Raw genomic sequence first — 19887 nt, forward strand, 5'->3', positions numbered from 1 at the left:
TTAGAAGACGTTGCGGAAGTAGGTCGTCGGCCCCTGGCCGTCCGCAAGGGATCGGCGCAGCGTGCGCGGCATGTCGTCGTCGGCGTCTTCCCCGCCGCCGCGGCTGATCAGCGACGAGCTGTGGGCGCTGGTTGAGCCGCTGGTCCCACCGCGTCGCCCTGCCATCCACGGACGCACCGGCCGGCCCCGGACCTCAGATCGGGACGTGCTCGAGGGCATCGCCTTCGTGCTCTCCACCGGCATCGGCTGGACCAAGCTGCCCACCGAGCTCGGCTACGGCTCGGGCTGGACCTGCTGGCGCCGGCTGCACGAGTGGGCCGACGCAGGCGTCTTCGACCGCCTGCACACCGCCGTCCTCGACCAGCTCGGCTCCGAGGGCCGGTTGGACTGGTCGCGAGCCAACCTCGACTCGGTCAGCGTCCGCGCCAAAAGGGGGGTGAGCTGACCGGCCCGAACCCGACCGACCGGGGCAAGGCCGGCAGCAAGTACCACTTGCTCGTCGACGCGCACGGGCTGCCGCTCAACGTGCTCGTCTCCGGCGCGAACCGGCACGACAGCATGCTCGTCGAGCCGATCCTCGACACCATGCCGGCGATCAAGCGCGGCGGCCGGGGCCACCCGCGGCGACGGCCGCTGAAGCTGCACGGCGACAAGGGCTATGACAATCCACGGGTCCGTCGTTACCTGCGCCGCCGCGGGATCACCGCCCGCATCGCCCGGATCGGCCGAGACTCCAGCGTGCGTTTGGGCCGCCACCGCTGGGTCGTCGAACGGACGCTGGGCTGGCTGCTGGCCTACAAACGCCTGGCTCTGCGCTACGACCGCACCGCCACGACGATCAACGCGCTGGTCCGGCTCGCGGTCACCCTCATCTGCGCCCGCCGGCTACCGACTGACTAATGCAATGTCTTCTAAGCGGGGCTTGCTCGAGCCCTCCGGCCACTGCGGCCGGAGGTACTCGGCTGTCATGGGTTGGCGTAGCTGGCGGCGTCACGGACGCGCGTCGGGGCTGGTGGATGGCAAGGGTGCGTGGGTGCGGCCTGTACCGGGGACTACACGGACAGAGATGCGCTCATGCAGCACGCGACGCTGTCGGAGTCGGCGCTGCGCCTGCGAGGCGGGCTCCGGCGAAGGCGAAGGCTCTGGGCACGACGGTGGATCCGCCGACCGGCTCATCGATGCCGTGGAGTTCTGCCGCCTACGGGTCCGACTCCTGCCTGGACCGACCTCGTGCCGGATCGAGATGGGGGCCGAGCACGAAAGAAACCAGGGAGGCAGCCCGAACCCCGCCGAGGCAAACCCCCGGTCCCTAACCAGCTGGCCCCGCCCGGCTCTGCCGGGGCCAGCTGGTTAGGGACCGGAGCCAGCCGGTCTTGCTGCCCATCGGCCGGACAACCGGCCGGTCGGCGTCCATTCGTCCTCGTGGCGCCATGCCCGCGTCGGTGTCCTCGCCCCGCGCGAAGAGTCCTCGGCAGCGATGTGCCGGAGCCGTCAACTGTTGTCGCGCGGACGGCTGGGCGGTGGCTCCCGGGCAAGACGCTGTGTCAATCGCCGACGCGGCGACGTGCGTCGTCCGCGTCGGCGCTCGGCTGTCTCGCGGAGTCGTGGTGCCGAGCCCGGTGAGTCGTGCCGATACAGGGGAGGCAACGCCTCGCCGAGCCAGGAAGTCCCGACGTGCCCAGGTCCACCGCGCCCCGGTCCCGCTCCGGGCCGAGGAAGGGTGCCCGCACCACGAAGGGCTCCCGGTCCAGAAAGGGAAAGGCGGCGAAGGGCCGCCGGCGGTCGAGGTCCGGGCGCGGTCTTCGAGCGGCCCTGCTCGTGGTGCTGATGGCCGCCGGTGTGGTCACGTGGCCGGCGGCGGAGAAGCACCTGTCCGCCTTGCCGTTCCTGAACTCGGTCATCGCCACGCTGACGCAGCCGTCCGCGCCTGCTTGGCCGCTGACCGGGGTCCCGGCCGACGCGGTCGCCGACCGCCCGGCGCTCGCGGTGAAGATCGAGAACTCCGTCGACGCCCGACCGCAGACCGGGCTGGCCGCCGCGGACGTGGTGTGGGAGCAGGTCGTCGAGGGCGGCATCACCCGGCTCGTCGCCGTCTACCACTCCGACCTCCCGCCCGAGATCGGCCCGGTGCGGTCGATCCGGCCGATGGACCCCGCGATCGCCGCGCCGCTGGACGGGCTACTCGCGTTCTCCGGTGGCGTGCCGACCTACGTCACCGCCGCCCAGGACGCGGGACTGCAGGCGCTCAGCCAGGACTCCGGGGCCGACGGCTTCCACCGGACGACGACCCGCGCGGCGCCGCACAACGTCTACGCGGTGCCGCAGACCCTCGTCGACCAGGCCGATGCCGCCCACCGAGCCGCACCCGACGCCCAGTTCGACTACTCCGCGGCCGGCGAACGACCCACCGCCGTCGCCGCGGGGCAACCGACGACCACCCTGGAGCTCACGTTGTCCGGGGTCAGCCACCCCTGGTGGACCTGGAGCTCTGCGGACGGCCGCTGGCTGCGCAGCGAGGGGAGCAGCCCATCTGTCGAGGCGGACGGCCGGCGGATCGGCGCCACCAACGTCGTCGTCCTGCGCGTCGACGTCGTCGCGACCGAGGCCCGCGACCCGGCCGGCAACCCCGTCCCGGAGACCATCCTGACCGGCACCGGCCGGGCCCTCGTCGCCTCCGGCGGGCACACGGTCGAGGCGACCTGGTCCAAGCCGGAGACCGAGGACCGGGTGACGCTGACCGGGGCGGACGGCGAACCGGTGACCCTGGGGCCCGGGACCACCTGGGTCGAACTGGTCCCCAACAGCGGCGGCGCAGTCGCCACCGGATGACCCACGGAAGTGACGTATGCCGGGCGTCCGGCTGCGTCGGCCCTGAAGGAACTGGCATCACCACGACTACGATGTAGTCATGGGTAGTCCTCGCTCGGTCCGCGTGTCGGATGACGTCCTTCGCCGACTTGCCGACCTGGCCGGACGGCGCGGCGCCTCGGTCTCATCGACCATCGAGCGGCTGCTCGACGAGGCGCTGCGCCGGGAGGCCCATCCGGGGATCACCTTCCGCGACGGCGCGGGTGGCCGGCGGGCCGGTCTGGTGGGTGGGCCGGACGTCGACGAGGTGATCCGGACCCTCCGGGGTGTCCAGGAGGAGCGCCACGAGGACGTCGTCGCCGCGGTCGCCGAGATGACGTCGTTGACGGAGGCGCAGGTGCGGGCGGCCGTCGCCTACTACGCCGACCACTGGGACGAGGTCGACGCGAGGATCGCCGCCAACGACCGGGCCGCCGAGGAGCTGGAGGCAGCCTGGCGGCGCCAGCAGGAGGTCCTGGCCGGTCCGAACCGGTGAGGCTCCTGCTCGACGAGATGTACCCGCGGCGACTCGCGGAGCAGCTACGTGCGGAGGGCCACGACGTCGTCGCCGTCGTCGAACTGCCGGACCTCGTCGGCCGGGAGGACGCCGAGGTGGCGCGCTGGGCCCGCGAGCACGGCCGCGTCGTGGTCACCGAGAACGTCGTCGACTACGCGCCCCTGGACGTCGACGAGCACGCCGGCCTGCTGCTGGTCAACGCACGCCGCTGGCCGCGCACCCCGAGCGGCCTGCCGCGGTTGCTCACGGCCCCCTGTTCCTGGCTCGAGGCGCGAGCCGGCGGGGACGACAGCAGCGAGCGGGGCACCGGCCTCGTCCAGTGGCTCCAAGAGCCTCCTCGGAGATGACGTCAGCTCGCCAGCGCCATCCCCTGGAAGACCTGCTCGCGGTGCCAGGCACGTGCCGCTCGGCCGGCAGGGGAGTGCCCGGTCGCGGCCGTCGGCCGTGCAAGGTCGTACACAGTCCGGCCCTGCGGCGTGCGGGCGGAGAAGCGCTGGGACACCACGACGGCGAGGTCGTCGTCCAGGCCGAGCATCCCGCGGTCGAACAACTTGTGGTGCAGCGAGCAGAGCGCGAGGCCGTTGTCGAGGTCGTCCGGGCCGCCCAGCTTGAACGAGCGGACGTGCGCAGCCTCGATCCCGACCACGGCTCCACCGGCGGCGCCATCGAAGCCGCAGAAGGCGCACTGTCGGTCCCACGCCGCGATGACGGCAGCCGGCCAGGTGCCGCTGCGCCGTCGCTGGTCGGGGCTCCCGCTGACCGAACGGCCCTCGAGCAGGTCCGGGTCCGTACCGACTGCCACCAGGACGTCCGGCGCCACCGTGCCCAGGAAGTGGCTCTCGACCAGTCCGCGAGCCGCCTGGCTCAATAGCTCAGGTCGGTCGCGCAGCGCCGCCTCGAGTGATGCCTCCAGCCGGCCGGTGACCCCCTCCCGCAGCGGACTGACGGTGTCCATCGGGACGTCGCGGTCGAGGGTCCAGACGCCATCGGAGCGCAGGCGGGTGAAGGGGTAGGCCGCACTCTGGGCGCGACCGGTCTTGGACGTCGGGCCGAACTCCTGGAGCAGGTCGGCCAGCTGCGACTCGGCCTCCGACCAGGGCAGCGCACTGGTCCCGGTCGTCGCCAGCCGACCGAGCGCCAGGAGGACCAGCAGCGGCTCGTGCGGCGAGCGGCGCCCGTCCTGCTGGTGCTGCCGGAGCGAGGAGAGTCGCTCGAGGACCTGCTGGACAGGACACGACGGAGAGCGACGAGACCGGGGCGCGAGGCCGTGCCGCTTGGATGTGCCGGTTCCCGTGGGGGTCGGGGGTCGCACTAGGGAAGTGCGGCCATCTCAGGGAGCTGCTCGGGCGTCGGGGATGGGTCAGGCCGCCGAGGGGCGGCGTGCTGTCGGCTCGACGCCGGTGACCGCAGGGACGGCGAGCAGCAATCCGCTGCTCATGCTGCTAACTTGCATGCGTGCCCGTGTCGATGACCATCCGCGACGTCCCTGACGAGACACGCGACGAGCTGGCTGCCCGTGCGGCCCGCGCCGGTCAGTCGTTGCAGGAGTACGTCCGCGCCCAGCTGACCGAGCTGGCCCGGCGGCCCAGCCCCGCCGACCTGTGGGACCGGGTGCAGCACCGGGTCCGGACGACGGGCACCAGGCTGCCGGCGGCGGAGATCCTCGACCTGCGCGACCACGACCGCACGTGACCATCGTCGTCGACTCCTCCGCGGTGGTCGCCGCGCTGGTGGATGACGGCCCTGACGGCACGTGGGCGCGGGGCGGCCTCCGGGGCAACACCCTGACGGCGCCGGCCCACCTGCACGTCGAGGTATCGAACGTGCTCCGGCGCGCGGTCCTCTCCCGGCGACTCGGGCGGGATGCCGCCGCACTGGCGCACCGCGACCTCGTGCAGCTGCCCGTGACGCCCTTCCCCTTCGAGCCGTTGGGCGACCGGGTCTGGGAGCTGCACCCCACGGTGACGGCCTACGACGCCGCCTTCGTCGCTCTCGCCGAGGAGCTGGGCGCGCCGCTGTGGACCCTCGACCGGAGGCTCGCCGACGCACCGGGTCCGCGGTGCGCCTTCCGGACACCTGACCACTGAGCCGCGACGGGACGCTGCCGGGCGCCGATCGGAGCGGCGGATCAGTCCCCGGGCACGACGACCGCGCGGCCGCGGACCGCCCCCTCGTGCAGCCGGCGGTAGGCCTCGGGTGCCTCGTCGAGCGTGTACTTCTCGACCTCCACGTGCACCGCGCCGGCCCGGGCGAGGTCGAGCACCTCCATCAGCTCGGTCCGCGTGCCCCAGTACGGCGCCCGCACCGACGCCCCCATCGGCGTGGAGAAGAAGCCGGTCGGCAGCAGCCCGCCGCCGATCCCGACGATCTGGACCACGCCGTCCAGAGCCACCGACTTCCGCGCGATCTCCACGGTCGGCGCGGCGCCGACGAAGTCGAACACCGCCTGCGCGCCCACCCCGCCGGTCAGCGACCGGATCGCCTCGATGGCAGACGGGTCGGACCGCAGCACGGAGTGCGCTCCCACCTCCGACGCCAGCGCCAGCTTCTCCTCGCTGATGTCGAGCGCGACCACGGTCGCGCCGGTGACCGCGCGCAGCACCTGGATGCCGACGTGCCCCAGGCCGCCGGCGCCGATCACCACGGCGGTGCTCCCGGCGGGCAGCTTGTCGAGGCTGGAGACGATCGCGTGGTACGGCGTGAGCCCCGCGTCGGTGAGCGAGACGCTCTGCACCGGGTCGAGGTCGCCGAGCGGGACCAGGTGCCGGACGTCGTCCACGACCAGGTACTCGGCCAGCGCGCCCGGGGAGCCCAGCCCGGGCGGCTGGATGCCCAGCGACGCCGCCCGCGGGCAGTAGTTCTCCGCACCCCGCGCGCACGCGTGGCACAGGCCGCACCCCCAGGGGCCGTAGACGGCGACCGCGTCGCCCGCCGCCACACCGGTGACGCCGTCCCCGAGCGCGTCCACGACCCCGGCGCCCTCGTGCCCGAGCGTCAGCGGCAGCCCGTAGGCGTACTTGTCGGCGGGCAGGTCCATGACGAACCAGTCGGAGTGGCACAGCCCGGCGGCGGTCACCCGCAGCCGGACCTGCCCCGGTCCCGGCTCCGGGGTCGGGACCTCCACCACCTCGGGTCCGCCGCCGATGGTCCGGTACTGCACCGCTCGCATGCGCGCTCCTCAGAACCTCAGGCCGTGTCGTTCGACGATGCGCTGGGTTCCCTCGGGATCGGCATCGCACTCGTACGGCGCGGCCATCCCGGCGATCTGCTCGGGCGTCGGTGGCTCGGTGAGGCGACCGAGCTGGCGGAACAACTCCTCGAGCCCGGACGGTGAGATGAGCTCGAGCACCGCAGCCGGTTCGTCACCGGCGTTCCAGAACGTGTGCCACTGGTTCCGCGGCTTGAACACCAGATCGCCGGGTTCCGCGACCACCTCGTCGTCCCCGAGGACGGCGCCGATGCGTCCGAAGAGCACGTAGGTGTACTCGTCCTCCCGGTGGTGACGGTGCAGCGGGGCGGCCAGCGCCCGGGGCGCGAACAGGTGCTGGACGAGCGCGAAGCGGCCGCCGGCGTCCGCGCCGTCGATCATGAAGCGGTCACGGACCCCGTCGGGGTCCCCCATGACCACGCCGTCACCGGCCTCGAGGATGCGCGGCGCCGAGGGGATGGCTGTCCGGTCGTCCATCGTCTCCTCCCCATGGAGGGCGGGGGACGACGGTACTGCCGCGAGGAGGCGCGGATGAAGTCCCTGACGAGCCGGCGCGGTGCGGTGGTGCCCGGGTGCCGGTCGGCACCCGGGCACCACCGCGGGGCGGATCAGCTGACGGTCGAGTCGTACACGGCCCCCTGGTCGACCGGTGCCGCGCCGCGCTGGTCGTGCGGGACGCCCACGGTCACGGTGCCGCTGCACCGGCCACCGTGGCCGTCGTCCACGGTGTAGGCCACGTGGTAGACGCGGCCGTCACCGCGGCCGGAGCGCTCGGCCAGGAGCAGCGCCGTGGCCGTTCCCACCCCGGACGCGTCCGGTCCCGTGCGGCCCGACCCGGTCTCGCGGACCGGCTCGTCCTGCCGGATCCCCGTCACGGTCACGCTGAGGTCGTCGCCCTCGGGGTCGGTGAGCCCGGTGACACCAACGGGGACCGGCTTGTGGTCGGGAGCCCACAGGCGGGAGACCGTGGGAGCGCCGGCCGTGCAGTCCGGAGCCCGGTTCAGCACGGTCACCGTCAGGCTGTCGCTGCCGGATCCGCCGTCATCGTCGGTCACCTTGAGGCCCACCGTGTACGTGCCCTCCAGGGGGTAGGACGTCTCGCGCTCGACCGGGTCGCCGTACGCGGCCTCGGCCGTCGTCGGCGTCAGGGGCTCCTCGCCGCTCCAGCCGGCGGTGTAGGGATCGTCCAGCGACCCGGCGGGGTCCTCGAAGGCGCCGCTGAGGGGGACGACGTCGTTGCGGTAGACCTCGAGGTCGTTCCCCAGGTCGACCGTGGGGGCCACGTTGACGACACGGACCTCCGCCGAGTCCTCGGCGCAGACGTCGAAGTCGTCGCACACGCGCATCGAGACGGTCACCACGGACGGGCCGTCCAGGCCCACCGCCGAGAAGACCGGGGCCTCGCCCGTGCCGTCGTCGAAGGACCCGTCGGCGTCGAGGTCCCAGGTCACCGTGGCGATGTTGTCGTCGGGGTCCGTGGCGCGCCCGGCCAGCGTGACCTCGCCGCCCTCGGGCACCTCGTACCCGTCCCCGCCGGTGTCGGCCTGGGCGACCGGCGGGTCGTTGAGGTCGCGCACCAGCACCTGCACCCGGTCCGAGGCCACGTAGGCCGGTTCGAGCCGGTCACGAACCGTGAGCTCGAACTCGAGCACCTGGTCCTCGGTGAAGAGGCCCACGGGGAAGGTCGGGCGGACCGCCGTCGGGTCGTCGAGGGTCACGGCGGGACCGGACACCTGCCGCCACTCGTAGGCGAGGTCGCTGTACCGGCTCCCCGAGCCGTCGAGGGCGACCGACGAGCTCCCCTCGTCGACGGTCCGGTCGGGACCCGCGTCGGCGGCGAGCCGCGGCGTCTTGGTGAGCCGGGCCATCAGCTCCACGTCGGTCGATCGGTTCTCCGGGCTGACGGTGTTGTCCTTGGGGACGCCGTCCAGTCCGCGGAACCCGACGATCTCCAGGAGGTAACTCACATTGCCCGCCGCGAACGGGAACGACGCATTGGGCCGCGGCAGGCTGACCGCGTCGGCGCACTTCCCGTCGACGCTGCCGTACGGGCAGTGGTCCAGGTAGTCGATCACCTCGTGGACGCCGAGCCACATGGGGAGTGGGGCGGAGAACTCGACCGACCGGTCACCGTCCCGGACCCTCGTGTCCACCTGGAAGTGGACCGCGGTGATGCCGTTGTACTCCCCGACGACGGTGTTGGTGTGCCTCAGGGTCCCGAGGGAGAAGTCCTGCCCGAAGCGGGCCTCGTCCTTGGGGTAGAAGGCCAGGCTGCTGCGATCATTGCTGCCACCGATCCCCCAGCTGACCTCAACAGGGGCGCCGCTGGCGCACGGGTTCTGGCCGGCGCCGCCGCAGTACACCTCCCCAGCGCCGTCCCGCTCCGGCTGGGCGCCGGAGAACGTCGCCGAGGTGGTCGCCGAGACCTGCGCCGTGGCCGACACCGGGATGGCCACGAGGGCCGTGGCTCCGAGGATGACCGCGGCTGTTCGTCTCTTCCGCATGCTGCTCCGTCCTGCCGTCGACCCCCCGGAGACGCCGGGAGGATGGGGGCACGGATGCTGCTCCGACGTGCAACCCGACCGAGGGGCCGACACACGTGGTGGTGGCAGTGCGTCAGAAGTGGCTGGTGGGGGGATGAGACCCAGCAGTTGCCGCCCAGGGCAGTGATCCGTCGCGGCAGTTCCGGATGAACTCTGGACGTGCGCGTTGTCGGATCCGGCGGAGCCTCCGTGAGGCGTCCGGGACCGCCGGGTGGCTCCTGCAGGCCGCCCCCTCCCCGGGGACGGCGGCGCGGTTAGCCGATCACCGACACCGGGCACCGCACACCCGGTGCGCGGGACAGCCTGCCGTCGCCGGTGACCAGGGTGGCGCCCAGGAGCTCGGCGAGTGCGAGGTACGTGCCGTCGTGGGCGCTGACCGCGTCGCGGAGCTCGAGGGCCCGGTCGAGGAGCGGTTCGTGCCCGTGCCGGGTGACCGCCAGGTCACCGAGGTCGCGGATCGAGGACCGTGCCTCCTCGACCGTCAACCGGCCGGCCAGCACCCAGCGACGGACGGCGGAGGTCACCTCCACGTCGAGCAGGTGGGGGGCATGGGCCGCGTCCGATCGCAGTGCCTCCCGGGCGGCGTCACCCTCAGGCCTGTCGACCAGGAGGGCGCTCACCACGACCGAGGCGTCGACGACGATCAACGCTCGGGGCGCTCGGCCCGGACTGTCTCCACGATGTCGGCCATCGATATGTCCAACCGCCGCGACGCCGACCTCGCCAGGACCTCCTCGATCGGTGGCCGGGAGGCGACCCGTTCGAGCTCGCGCAGCACGTACTCGGACAGCGAGACGCCCGCGGCCTGAGCGCGTCGGCGCAGTGCCGCGTGCACCTCGTCCGGCACGTTGGTCGCTCCGATCGCCGCGGCACTGGTCCGGGACCTGTGCGAGGACCCCGCATCGGCCGAGGCCCGCGCCACCCTGCTCGTCAGCGGGTTGCGCGGGCTGGCGCTGGACCGGTTCGTCACCGGGGACGACGCCCGCACGGACCGAGCCGCGGCCCTGCTGATCGCGGCGGCGACACGACCACCCGGGGCTCCGCACGACGACCGTCGCTGAGGACGCCTGGATGCCCGTCCTGTCCCCTTACCCTCGGGGAGGTGCGGCAGCTCGATCGCGCAGTTCCTGCCCCACCGCGCCGGCGACGCCGGTGGGAGGTGGCCATAGCCACCGCCGCCGCGGCCCTGGGCGTGAGCAGCCTGGTGGCCCTGGCGACAGCGGACGACGGCCGCCCTCCGAGCGCGGCCACGAGCAGCAGTGCGGCCTCGACACCGGCGTCGCCGTCGGTTCCCTCCCCCGTCGAGGAGCCGGCGCCGGCCCCGCCGCAGACGGTCGACGGCCTCATCGCGGACCTCACCGCGCGACCGGACGCCGCCGGGCCGGCCGGCCCGCTGCTGCGGGACGGGCTGCAGGGTCTCGCGTCGGGGGACGAGGGCGTGCGCCAGCGGTCGGCCCTGCAGGTGCTGTCCGTCGTGGTCAGCGGTGAGTCACTCGACCCCCGGTACGCCACCGCGAGCCGGCTGGCCCTCTTCCGCACGATGACCGGGCAGGCGCCGGCGCCCTCGGCGCCGGCCGGGACCCCGTCGTGCCTCGAGGTCCGGCAGGGGACGCCGCCCGCGGTGGTGCAGGGGTACGCGCGTCAGATCGTCGACCAGCTCCCGGCCTGGCAGGCCGACGGTTTCCCGGCCGACGAGAGCGCACGCCTCCAGGAGCTGATCACCCCCGTGGCGGCGGGGCAGTCGACCCTCGGCTTCCGCCCGTGCCCGGGCCAGTGACCTCCTCGGCGCGGGAGGTCCCGGAACGGCGTCGTCCGTGACAGGGTCCCTGAGGCCCTGCACTCCGCACCACGGGGGAACGTTGTCGCACCCATCCCTGCCCGCCGAGGGCTGACGCCGTGTACCGCGTCGACGGGCGGCTGGTCCTCAGCCCCAGTGACCTGACCCGGCACCAGGAGTGCTCCCACCTCACCGCGCTGAACCTGCAGGTGGCCGACGGCCGGCTGCAGCCCCCGCCCGAGGGGGTGAGCGACCAGACGGTGCTCGTCGCCGACCTGGGCATCGCGCACGAGCTGAGCTACCTGGAGTACCTGGAGCAGCTGGGGCTGGAGGTGGCCCGGCTCCAGGGCAGCAGGAACGAGGCCGCCACGGTCGAGGCGATGCGCGCCGGCGTCGACGTCGTCCACCAGGCGACGCTGTTCGACGGCACCTGGGGCGGCCAGGCCGACTTCCTCCTGCGGACGGGGCTGCCGTCCGACCTGGGCGACTGGTCCTACGAGGTCGCCGACGCCAAGCTGGCCCGCCGCGTCAAGGTGCCGGCGCTGCTGCAGATGGCCACCTACGCCGACCGGGTCGCCGTCCTGCAGGGCCGCACCCCTGCGCGGATCCACGTCGTCACCGGCGACGGGGCCCAGCGTCCGTGGCGGCTGGTCGACGTCGCCGCCTACGCCCGCCGCGCCCGCGCCCGGCTGCAGGGCTTCGTCGCCGACGTCCCCGTCACCGGACCCGTGCCCATCGCGCACTGCGACCAGTGCACCTGGCAGCCGCGCTGCACCGCCGAGCTCCGGGCCAACGACGACCTCAGCCTGGTCGCCGGCATGCGCCGCGACCAGCGCGCCGCCCTGCTGGCCGCCGGCATCGCCACGCTCGCGCAGCTCGCCGACGCCCCGGACCACGCGCTCAAGGCCGCCGGTCTCGGCCGTTCGGCGCGGACCCGGCTGCGCGACCAGGCCCGCGAGCAGCTGCGCGGCCGCCAGGTCGACCGGCCCACGCGCACGCTGCTCCCGCCGCTGATGGCCCAGGGGCTGTTGCGGCTCCCCGAGCCCAGCCCCGGCGACCTCTACCTCGACTTCGAGGGCGATCCGCTGTCCGGCGACGGCCAGGGGCTGGAGTACCTGGCCGGACTCGGCGACCGGCAGGGGCGCTTCACCGCCCTCTGGGCGCACGACGCCGCCGCCGAACGCCGCATGGTCGAGGACCTGGTGGACCGCGTCGTCGAGGCCTGGCGCGCCGACCCCGGCATGCACGTCTACCACTACGCCGCCTACGAGGTCAGCGCGCTCAAGCGGCTCACCGGGCGGTACGGCGTCCGCGAGGCCGAGCTCGACCAGCTGCTGCGCGCCGGCCGGTTCGTCGACCTGCTGCCCGTCGTCCGCCAGTCGATGCGGATCAGCAAGGAGTCCTACTCGATCAAGAAGGTCGAGGCCTTCTACGGGCGCGAGCACACCGGCGACGTCGCCGACGCGATGAGCAGCGTCGTCGAGTACGAGAAGTGGCTGATCGACCGCGACCCGGTCCGCCTGCAGGCCATCGAGGACTACAACCGCGACGACGTCGACTCCACCCGCGAGCTGCACGACTGGCTGGAGTCCCAGCGCACCGAGCTGGCGGCGCGGTACGGCGTGCTGCCCCGGCCATCGGCGGCCGAGGTCGCCGCCCCCGCGCCGCGGTCGGACGCCGAGGCCGCGGAGTTCGCGCTGGTGGAGCGGCTCCAGGACGCCGGCCACCCCCTCCTCGGCGACCTGGTGCAGTGGCACCGCCGCGAGGCCCGGCCCGGCTGGTGGGAGTTCTTCTCCCGCAGCGAGCTGGAGGACGAGCAGCTCGTCGAAGACCGCACCGCGCTCGGCGGGATCTCCGGCGGGTTCGAGATCGGCGCCGAGAAGCGCAGCAAGCTCTACGAGTTCTACTTCCCGCCGCAGGACACCAAGCTGTCGGTCGGCGCCCGGGTCGTCGACGTCGACACCCACGTGCGCATGGGTGAGGTCCGCGAGATCGACGCCGTCGCCGGCCGGGTCGTGGTCAAGAGCACCAAGCCGCCGGCGTCGGCCCGGGGGCTCGGTCCCGAGGGCCCGCTCGACGACAAGGCCATGCGCGAGTCGATCGCCGCGACCGCGGACGCCGTCCTGGCCGGGCGGTCCTGCCTCGGGCAGCGGCTGCTCGACCGCGTCGTCCCCGCGGACACCCGCCGGCTGCCGGGGGAGGAGGCCGGCGACGCCGTCGTCCGGCTCGGCCTGGCGCTGGACGGCCAGGTGCTCGCCGTGCAGGGGCCGCCCGGCAGCGGCAAGACGCGGGCGGCGTCCCGGCTGATCCGCGCGCTGCTCGACGCCGGCAAGAAGGTCGGCGTCACGGCGACGTCCCACGCGGTGATCGGCAACGTGCTGAGCGCCGTCGGCCGGCCGGCGCTGCAGAAGTGCGAGGAGCACCAGGCCTGCGGCGCGCCCGGTGTGGAGTGGTCCAAGGACTCCTCCGACGTGGCCTCCCGGCTGCTGGACGGTTCCGCGTCCCTGGTCGGCGGGACGTCGTGGTTCTGGTGCCGCGAGGACCTCGCCGAGGCGGTGGACGTCCTGGTGGTGGACGAGGCGGGGCAGTTCTCGCTGGCCAACGCGGTCGCCGTGGCGCGGTCGGCCCGCTCGCTGGTGCTGCTCGGCGACCCGCAGCAGCTCGCGCAGCCGACGCAGGCCGTGCACCCGGGCGAGTCGGGGCTCTCGGCGCTGGAGCACCTGCTCGACGGGCACCTGACCGTGCCCGAGGACCGCGGCGTCTTCCTCGACCGCACCTACCGGATGCACCCGGCGTTGACCGCGTTCGTCTCCGACCTGGCCTACGAGGGGCGGCTGGAGTCGGCGGCCGGCCGCGACCGCATCGCGGTGGACCGCTGGACCAGCGGGCTCGCCGTCCGGTTCGTCGAGCACGTGCAGCCGTCGATGGCGGCGTCCCCGGACGAGGCGACGGCGGTGGCCGAGCTGTGGCACTCGCTGCAGGGCGTCGGCTGGACCGACGCCGACGGTCTCGAGCGGCCGATCGGGCCGGACGACGTGCTGGTGGTCGCGCCGTACAACAACCAGGTCGCACTCATCCGGCGGGCGCTGCCGCACGGCGCGCGGGTCGGCACGGTGGACAAGTTCCAGGGCCAGGAGGCGCCGGTCGTCGTCTACTCGATGACCTCGACCTCGGCCGAGGACGCACCCCGCGGCGTCTCGTTCCTCTACGACCTGCACCGGCTCAACGTCGCGGTCTCGCGCGCGAAGGCGCTGGCCGTCGTGGTGATGAGCGAGGAGCTGCTGGACGCCGCCGTCCGGACGCCGGAGCAGCTGCGCCAGGTCAACGCGCTGTGCCGGCTGGTCGAGATGGCGACCGTGGTCCGCTGAGCAGGGGGATGCGCTGTCCGGGCTCCAGGGCCGTCAGGGGTCGAGGAGTTCGACGCCGGTGAGCGGGCAGTGGCGACGCGTCGAGACGGCGGCCGTCGTCTGCTCGGTGTCGTGACGGCGTCTCACCGCGCCGGCGCGCAGCCGGATCCACGGTGTCGCCGCTCGGCCGCTGCCCACAGTGCGGGGCAGGGGCTGACGCACGCCCATCCGCTGCCCACGGTGCGGGGCAGGGGACGAGGCTGCGGGGACCCTCCCAGTGGACCTCTGCTGCTGCTTCCTGGTGTAAGCAGGGGCAGAGGTCAGCGGAGGGGTCGTCAGGCAACGGGGCTCGCCGCTCGTCATCGTCGGAGTCGCCGCGGGTGTTGCTGCTCGCCGGGCGTGGAGACGGCGTCCGCGGCGGTGAGCTCCCACCGGCCGGAGCGGCCGGCGACCACGCCGAGACCTCCGGGCGTGGGTGGTGGAGGGCGCGGCGACCGGTGACCCATGGAGCGATCGACGCGTAGGCTCCCCGCCTCACGGGCGGCCTCGGGCGTCAGCGGGGGCGCCCGTGGTCACCGCCGAGTCGTCCGGGAGTCCACCCACATGGCCGACAAGAGCTCTTCCCCCTCTGACCGACACCGGCACGCCCGCCGCCCAGCGCCGAGGGACCGCCGCAGGCGCCTGCTCCTGATCGCCGTCGGCGTCCTCGTCGTCGCCGCACTGGCTGCCGTGCTCGTCCTCTCCACCGGGGATCGGTCCGACGACGCGGCCGCCGATCAGGCCGTCGCGCCCGCCCCCGCCGCCGCGAGCACGTCCCCACCCCCCGCCAGCCCGCCCGCCGCGGCACCGGCTCCGACGACCGAGCAGACGACCCCCACGTTGGATGTGCCCGTCGAGTTCGCCGACGCGATGCGCCAGATCGGCATCCCGCTGGACCCCCACACGGGCTGGGTCGTCGCCCAGGGGATCTGCGTCCGGCTGGGGCAGCCCCAGTACGACCAGTTCAGGATGTCCGAGGGCGTCGAGAGGCTGTTCCCCTCGGTCCCCGACGAGCAGGCCCACGAGTTCGTGGCCATGGTCGCCGAGTCCGTCTGCCACATGTGAGGCCACCCCGGTGCGGGGTCCCGCACCCGTCACAGCCAGGCCTCGATCGCGTCCAGCTGCTCGTGCGTGAGCCCGACGAACAGGTCCGGCGCCACGACCAGCACGTGCGGGTTCGCCGCCAGCCAGTCGCCGGTGTCGGCGGCCTGCATCGCCAGGTCGTCGTCGACCCAGATGATCCGCCGGTCCGGCTCCGCCTCGGCGACGGCCCGGGCGGCGGTCAGCTTCCACCAGCCCGACCGGCCGCCGAACACGCCGGCGAACCCGGTCGGGGCCGAGTCGGCGCGGGCGTGCGTCACCAGGCCGCGGGGTAGCCCCATCGGCTCGGCCAGCAGCCGGTCGGCGTCCGTCGTCCAGGTGGTCAGCCACTGGATCTCCACCCGGCCGGACTCGTGCAGCTCCCGCAGCCGCGCCGTGACCGTCGGGTCCCAGGTCAGCACGTAGCCGTTGAACGTGCCCCTCACCCAGCCGGCGGGGAGGTCCACGCGCGCCGCGTTGAGCACGCCGTCGACGTCGAGCAGCAGGATGGGGACGTCGCCGGTCGAGGCCATCCCCCCATCCTGCTGCCGCAGCGCGGTCGAGGAACCCACACCCGTCGCCGGCCGGGGCTCGAGCTCGGTTCGTCTCGCGGGCAGCGACCAGCGCCGACGGTCAGGGCGGCGGCTGCCCGCCGATGACACCGGCGACCACGGCTGCCGCGGCATGACCGGTCCGGACGGCGTCCAGCACGGGGACCCCGGCGCGCCAGCCGGCCAGCACGCCGGCGGCGAAGGCGTCCCCGCAGCCGGTGGTGTCGCGCAGCCGTCCCTGCGGCAGCGGCTCCACCGGCACGTCACGGGCGCCGGCCCGCGTCAGCACCCGGGTCGGCCGCGCACCGGCGTGCACGAGCACCAGCTCCGGCGCCCACCCGGGCAGGTCCCCGGTCAGTCCCAGCGTCTGCGCCTCGGCCGCGTTGCAGAACAGGACGTCGGGCCGCAGGCCGCCGAGCAGCTCGACGTACGCGCCGGCACCGTGACGCTCGATCCGGGGCGCAGCGGCGACGTCGACGCTGACCGGCCCCCCGACGTCGTGCGCCGCCGACGCTGCGGCCTGCACCGCGTGGGGGAAGCGCAGCAGGTCGTAGCCGTCCAGGTGGACGACGGCGGCGTCGGCGAACCACTCCGGGCGGACGTCGGCCGGCTCCAGCCCGCCCTCCCCGCGGTCGGTGAGCAGCGTGCGCTCGCCGTCCGGGTGCACCAGCACCGTCGACAGCGGCGCCCGCCCGCGACGCACCACCGCGACCTCGACGCCGCGCTCGGCGAGACCGGCCAGCAGCCCGTCGGCGAGCGGGTCCGCACCGGCCCAGCCCGCGAGCCGGGCCGGCGCGCCGAGGCGCGCCAGGTTCGCCGTCACGTTGGCCGGGGCGCCGCCCGCCGTCGTCGTCCGGGCGACCCGCTGCTGGCCACCGACCACCAGGGGCGCGGTCAGCTCCAGGAGCTGGTCGGCCACCAGCTTGCCCAGCGCGACCACCGGGCCTGAGCCGGCCGGACGAGACCAGGGGAGTACGTCTCTCGGCACCACGACGGCAGCATGGCCGGTCCGCACCACCACGGTGCGGCTGTGGCGTGGCCGCGCCGCACGACGCCGGACCGGATCGAGGTCATACGACCTGCGTGATCGCGTGGATGACGAGCCCTGCCAGTCCGCCGACGACCAGTCCGTTGACGCGGAGGAACTGCAGATGGCGCCCGATCCGGAGCTCCAGGGTGCGGGTCGACTCTCTGGTGTCCCAGCGAGCGATCGTCTCGCCGACCAGGTCGGCGACGTCACCCAGCCGCTCCACCACGAACCCGGTGGCACGGTGGCTCTGCTGCTGCACCAGCTCGCGCAGGGCCGGATCCGTGGCCAGGCGCTCAGCGAGGAGCGGGACCGCTGCGGCGACGCGGACCTCGAACTCCGACCGGGGGTCGTCGGCGGAGGTGGTGACCTGTCGCTCGACCGTGCGCCACAGCGAGCGGGCCAGCGTGCGGAGGTGCTCGTTCCCGACCAGCTCGGCCTTCGCGCCCTCGACCCGCTCGATCAGGTCGGGGTCGGTGCGGAGCCTCGTGGCCAGCGCCAGGATCCCCTTGTCCAGCCTCGCACGGTCCCCGGACTGCTCGTCGCCGAGCCGGGTCAGCAGTTCCTCGAGGTGGAGCACGGGCGCGAAGACCTTCGAGTCGACGATGCGAGGGACGTACCAGGGAGACAGCCTGGCGAGCAGGGCTCGCAGGCGGTCACGGTTGCCGATGAGCAGGCTCGCCGCCTCGCGCAGAGCAGTGCTCACCAGCGTTCGCCTGCGCTCGTCCTCGACGAGCGACTCGAGGACCGTGGCCAGCAGCGGAGCGGCCTGGAAGGTCTCCCATCTCCTCGTGATCGTCCGGGCGAGGCGGTCCTCGGCCACCTCCATCCCGCTCGCGACAGCGACAGCGGCACCGCGCCCCCAGCGCTCGGCGCGGCCGGGAGCCGACAGGGAGGTCCCCAGCCATCCGGGGACGTCGAACTCCGCGAACCTCGTGTCGACGAACTCGCGCGTCAGCAGGTGCCTGCGGACGTGGGTCCCGAGGAACGGGCCGATGCGGTCCTTCCACCGCGGGACGAGCGGGGTGTGCGGGATCGGTAGGCCGAGTGGGTGGCGGAACAGTGCCGTGACAGCGAACCAGTCGGCCAGGGCGCCGACCATGGCGGCCTGGGCGGTCGCGCGGACGTAGCCGACCCACGACCCCGCCTGCGTGCCGATCACCTCGCAGACGGCGAACACGGCCGTCGCGACGAGCAGCAGGCCGGTGGCCACGAGTCTCATGGTCCGGAGACCCGTGCGCCGGTCTGCGTCGGACGTGGTGCTGGTGGAGCTCACCGATCGTCCATCGGCATCCCACCCGCACAACTGGAGCCCCCGGTCCGCGTGCGTTCCCGCGGCGGTGCCTCCAACGGGACCGACTGGTCCTACCGAGTGACGTCTGCCCGCTGGCGGGTGGAGCCCTGCTCCTGCCGTGCCGACGCATCCGGCAGCGGAGCACGACGAGCGGAGCGGAGAGGGGCCCATGGACGACGAGGACGGGCGGACGCAGCCCGGGGCGGACGCCCCGGACGGGCACCAGGAGAGTGCGGTGGAGAAGGTCGTCGCTGCGCTGCTGTCCAGCGGCGTGGACGGGCTCGGGCCGTTCAAGGGCGCCCGGCAGGTCGCCGAGGAACACCTCGCGCAGCACGGGGACGCCGAGAAGGCGATCGAGCGGGTGATCGCCACGCACACCCGGCTGGTCGCTGCGACGGGCTTCGCCACGGGGTTCGGCGGGCCGCTCACCATGCCGGTGACGATCCCGACGGACGTGGCGGTGTTCTACGCGCTGTCGGCTCGTTGCGTCGCTGCCGTGGCGCACCTCCGTGGCTACGACATCGACTCCGACGAGGTCCGCAGCGTCGTCCTGCTGTCCCTGCTGGGGGCCGGGGGAGTCACCCTGGCCGCGGAGTTCGGGGCCGCGCTCGGCACCAAGGCGGCTCTGTCCGTCCTCCGGAAGCTGCCCGGACGCACGCTGATGGAGATCAACAAGAAGGTGGGCTTCCGGCTGTTCACCAAGTTCGGCACGAAGGGCGTCATCAACCTCGGCAGGTGGGTGCCGCTCGTGGGTGCCGGGGTCGGTGCCGGGGTGAACGCTGCAGCCATGCGTGCGACGGGTCGATACGCCGAGCACAACTTCCCGCAGGGCTGACAGCGGGGCCGACGTCCGCACCATCGCGGTCGGACGTCGGCCTTCCTCAGTCGCGGACGGGCATCCCGACCGGGACGGCCGTCCGCTCGGTGCCGGCCGCGGCGACCAGCTCGTCGACGGCGCGGCGCAGCGCCTCGGCGATCGAGGAGCCCGGCAGCCGTTCGGCCACCGCCCGCTCGACGCTCGTGTAGTACCAGAGCAGCTCGTCGCGGCCGGCGTTGAAGGTCGCCCAGAAGCCCGGCCCGTAGCGGCGCACGTCGGCGGCGATGCAGAGGCCGTTGTGCGTCTTGTCGGCCGCGCTGACCAGCAGGGCGTCGGCCGGCTCGGTCGCCAGGCCGTCGACGTAGCCGCGCTTGCGCTCCGCCCACGTCCCGCTCCGGTTGCCGTCGGCGTGCAGGCCGTCCGAGCACGCCCGCACGATGTCGCCGACAGCGTCGCCGAACCGCGACCGGATGTCGGCGAGCACCGTGCCGCCCGTACCGGCCGGCGCGTCCTCGACCGCGTCGTGCAGCAGCCCGGCGATCGCCTGGTCCTCGCTGCCGCCGTGCTCGAGCACCAACGCGCTGACGCTCATCAGATGGGTCAGGTACGGCACCCGCGAGCCCTTCCGCAGCTGCCCCCGGTGGTGCTCGGCGGCGAACAGCAGGGCCCGGTCGTAGCGCTCGCTCAGCGCTCCGGACCCCATGGTGCGACGGGCCTCCAGCGTCGCGGTCATCCGTTCTCCTCTCCCAGGACGGCGGCGACGATCGCCGCGACCCCCGATGAGCCGTGGGTCGTCCGGCAGCATCCTGGACGGCGACGTCCCCAGCACCCCGATGCACC

Annotated in this window: 21 protein-coding genes; 11 read left to right on the top strand and 10 right to left on the bottom strand. The window is 73.8% G+C overall.

Translation table 11 applies throughout. The features are described 5' to 3' along the window. Positions 1-70: 70 nt before the first annotated feature. From BLS21_RS08585 to BLS21_RS08600, 4 genes are all read left to right on the top strand, one after another. Positions 71-900, top strand: a protein-coding gene (locus tag BLS21_RS08585; protein WP_091216539.1) for an IS5 family transposase whose coding sequence is annotated in 2 segments (ribosomal slippage) — positions 71-427 and positions 430-900 — 828 coding nt in all. Because the reading frame shifts where the segments join, the coding sequence is not laid out codon by codon here. A 927-nt stretch (positions 901-1827) separates the two neighbouring features. Next, positions 1828-2829 carry a DUF3048 domain-containing protein gene (locus tag BLS21_RS08590; protein WP_245700198.1) on the top strand — a complete coding sequence of 334 codons (1002 nt, stop codon included), beginning with the start codon at positions 1828-1830 and terminating at the stop codon, positions 2827-2829. 79 nt (positions 2830-2908) lie between these two features. Beyond that, positions 2909-3343 (top strand): ribbon-helix-helix protein, CopG family, encoded by a 435-nt coding sequence (locus BLS21_RS08595; protein WP_091216548.1) that lies wholly within the window; start codon positions 2909-2911, stop codon positions 3341-3343. Then, complete coding sequence (locus BLS21_RS08600; RefSeq protein WP_091216551.1) at positions 3340-3711, top strand: DUF5615 family PIN-like protein; 372 nt, start codon at positions 3340-3342, stop codon at positions 3709-3711. Before BLS21_RS08595 ends, BLS21_RS08600 begins: the two co-directional genes overlap by 4 nt. Before the next feature lie 2 nt (positions 3712-3713). Here the strand turns inward: BLS21_RS08600 and BLS21_RS08605 are convergent, their stop codons facing one another. Beyond that, positions 3714-4676 carry a phosphorothioated DNA-binding restriction endonuclease gene (locus BLS21_RS08605; protein ID WP_245700200.1) on the bottom strand — a complete coding sequence of 321 codons (963 nt, stop codon included), beginning with the start codon at positions 4674-4676 and terminating at the stop codon, positions 3714-3716. A gap of 143 nt (positions 4677-4819) precedes the next feature. Between BLS21_RS08605 and BLS21_RS08610 the strand changes: the two genes are divergently transcribed. Together BLS21_RS08610 and BLS21_RS08615 are read left to right on the top strand one after the other, a co-directional pair. After that, positions 4820-5056, top strand: coding sequence for a FitA-like ribbon-helix-helix domain-containing protein (locus BLS21_RS08610; RefSeq protein WP_091216553.1), 237 nt, complete (start codon positions 4820-4822; stop codon positions 5054-5056). Next, entirely contained in the window at positions 5053-5451 is a 399-nt protein-coding gene (locus BLS21_RS08615) for a type II toxin-antitoxin system VapC family toxin (RefSeq protein WP_091216555.1), read from the top strand. Before BLS21_RS08610 ends, BLS21_RS08615 begins: the two co-directional genes overlap by 4 nt. Positions 5452-5492: 41 nt before the next feature. On the opposite strand, the gene BLS21_RS08620 is transcribed toward BLS21_RS08615, so the two are convergent. The 5 genes from BLS21_RS08620 to BLS21_RS08640 all read right to left on the bottom strand — a co-directional run bounded on the left by BLS21_RS08620 (position 5493) and on the right by BLS21_RS08640 (position 9962). After that, complete coding sequence (locus tag BLS21_RS08620) at positions 5493-6533, bottom strand: NAD(P)-dependent alcohol dehydrogenase (protein WP_091216558.1); 1041 nt, start codon at positions 6531-6533, stop codon at positions 5493-5495. 9 nt (positions 6534-6542) lie between these two features. After that, entirely contained in the window at positions 6543-7049 is a 507-nt protein-coding gene (locus BLS21_RS08625) for a cupin domain-containing protein (RefSeq protein WP_217636053.1), read from the bottom strand. A gap of 131 nt (positions 7050-7180) precedes the next feature. Further along, positions 7181-9076 (bottom strand): PKD domain-containing protein, encoded by a 1896-nt coding sequence (locus BLS21_RS08630; RefSeq protein WP_139177067.1) that lies wholly within the window; start codon positions 9074-9076, stop codon positions 7181-7183. 293 nt (positions 9077-9369) lie between these two features. Further along, a complete protein-coding gene (locus BLS21_RS08635; RefSeq protein ID WP_091216566.1) occupies positions 9370-9762 on the bottom strand; it encodes a type II toxin-antitoxin system VapC family toxin in 393 nt (130 codons plus the stop codon). Then, entirely contained in the window at positions 9759-9962 is a 204-nt protein-coding gene (locus BLS21_RS08640; protein WP_245700201.1) for a cytochrome P450, read from the bottom strand. The genes BLS21_RS08635 and BLS21_RS08640 overlap by 4 nt, the downstream gene beginning before the upstream one ends. A 1-nt stretch (position 9963) precedes the next feature. Here BLS21_RS08640 and BLS21_RS08645 point away from each other — a divergent pair, with 1 nt between their 5' ends. The 4 genes from BLS21_RS08645 to BLS21_RS08660 all read left to right on the top strand — a co-directional run bounded on the left by BLS21_RS08645 (position 9964) and on the right by BLS21_RS08660 (position 15343). Next, a complete protein-coding gene (locus tag BLS21_RS08645) occupies positions 9964-10176 on the top strand; it encodes a hypothetical protein (RefSeq protein WP_091216569.1) in 213 nt (70 codons plus the stop codon). Between the two features lie 98 nt (positions 10177-10274). After that, positions 10275-10892 (top strand): hypothetical protein, encoded by a 618-nt coding sequence (locus BLS21_RS08650; RefSeq protein ID WP_245700203.1) that lies wholly within the window; start codon positions 10275-10277, stop codon positions 10890-10892. Positions 10893-11011: 119 nt separating this feature from the next. Then, on the top strand, positions 11012-14260 hold the full coding sequence (locus BLS21_RS08655; protein WP_091216571.1) for a TM0106 family RecB-like putative nuclease: 3249 nt from the start codon (positions 11012-11014) through the stop codon (positions 14258-14260). 582 nt (positions 14261-14842) lie between these two features. Next, positions 14843-15343, top strand: a complete 501-nt coding sequence (locus BLS21_RS08660) for a lipase chaperone (protein ID WP_091216574.1) — start codon at positions 14843-14845, stop codon at positions 15341-15343. 29 nt (positions 15344-15372) lie between these two features. Here BLS21_RS08660 and BLS21_RS08665 read toward each other — a convergent pair whose 3' ends face one another. From BLS21_RS08665 to BLS21_RS08675, 3 genes are all read right to left on the bottom strand, one after another. Next, positions 15373-15891, bottom strand: a complete 519-nt coding sequence (locus BLS21_RS08665; RefSeq protein ID WP_091216575.1) for an HAD domain-containing protein — start codon at positions 15889-15891, stop codon at positions 15373-15375. 100 nt (positions 15892-15991) lie between these two features. Beyond that, a complete protein-coding gene (locus BLS21_RS08670; RefSeq protein WP_175479505.1) occupies positions 15992-16849 on the bottom strand; it encodes a carbohydrate kinase family protein in 858 nt (285 codons plus the stop codon). A gap of 130 nt (positions 16850-16979) precedes the next feature. Continuing rightward, on the bottom strand, positions 16980-18149 hold the full coding sequence (locus BLS21_RS08675; RefSeq protein WP_175479506.1) for a DUF445 domain-containing protein: 1170 nt from the start codon (positions 18147-18149) through the stop codon (positions 16980-16982). Between the two features lie 250 nt (positions 18150-18399). On the opposite strand from BLS21_RS08675, the gene BLS21_RS08680 reads away from it, so the two are divergent. Next, a complete protein-coding gene (locus BLS21_RS08680; protein WP_091216580.1) occupies positions 18400-19065 on the top strand; it encodes an EcsC family protein in 666 nt (221 codons plus the stop codon). Between the two features lie 46 nt (positions 19066-19111). Here BLS21_RS08680 and BLS21_RS08685 read toward each other — a convergent pair whose 3' ends face one another. Beyond that, entirely contained in the window at positions 19112-19780 is a 669-nt protein-coding gene (locus tag BLS21_RS08685; RefSeq protein ID WP_217636054.1) for an HD domain-containing protein, read from the bottom strand. Positions 19781-19887: the final 107 nt, after the last annotated feature.

It is taken from the genome of Geodermatophilus siccatus, assembly GCF_900103785.1.
GTDB lineage: Bacteria > Actinomycetota > Actinomycetes > Mycobacteriales > Geodermatophilaceae > Geodermatophilus > Geodermatophilus siccatus.

Bases quoted from the DNA above. Each gene is read 5' to 3' on its own strand.
- BLS21_RS08665 (WP_091216575.1), bottom strand. From the start codon at position 15,891: ATGGCCTCGACCGGCGACGTCCCCATCCTGCTGCTCGACGTCGACGGC.
- BLS21_RS08590 (WP_245700198.1), top strand. From the start codon at position 1,828: ATGGCCGCCGGTGTGGTCACGTGGCCGGCGGCGGAGAAGCACCTGTCC.
- BLS21_RS08660 (WP_091216574.1), top strand. From the start codon at position 14,843: ATGGCCGACAAGAGCTCTTCCCCCTCTGACCGACACCGGCACGCCCGC.
- BLS21_RS08595 (WP_091216548.1), top strand. From the start codon at position 2,909: ATGGGTAGTCCTCGCTCGGTCCGCGTGTCGGATGACGTCCTTCGCCGA.
- BLS21_RS08680 (WP_091216580.1), top strand. From the start codon at position 18,400: ATGGACGACGAGGACGGGCGGACGCAGCCCGGGGCGGACGCCCCGGAC.
- BLS21_RS08625 (WP_217636053.1), bottom strand. From the start codon at position 7,049: ATGGACGACCGGACAGCCATCCCCTCGGCGCCGCGCATCCTCGAGGCC.
- BLS21_RS08630 (WP_139177067.1), bottom strand. From the start codon at position 9,076: ATGCGGAAGAGACGAACAGCCGCGGTCATCCTCGGAGCCACGGCCCTC.
- BLS21_RS08620 (WP_091216558.1), bottom strand. From the start codon at position 6,533: ATGCGAGCGGTGCAGTACCGGACCATCGGCGGCGGACCCGAGGTGGTG.
- BLS21_RS08685 (WP_217636054.1), bottom strand. From the start codon at position 19,780: ATGACCGCGACGCTGGAGGCCCGTCGCACCATGGGGTCCGGAGCGCTG.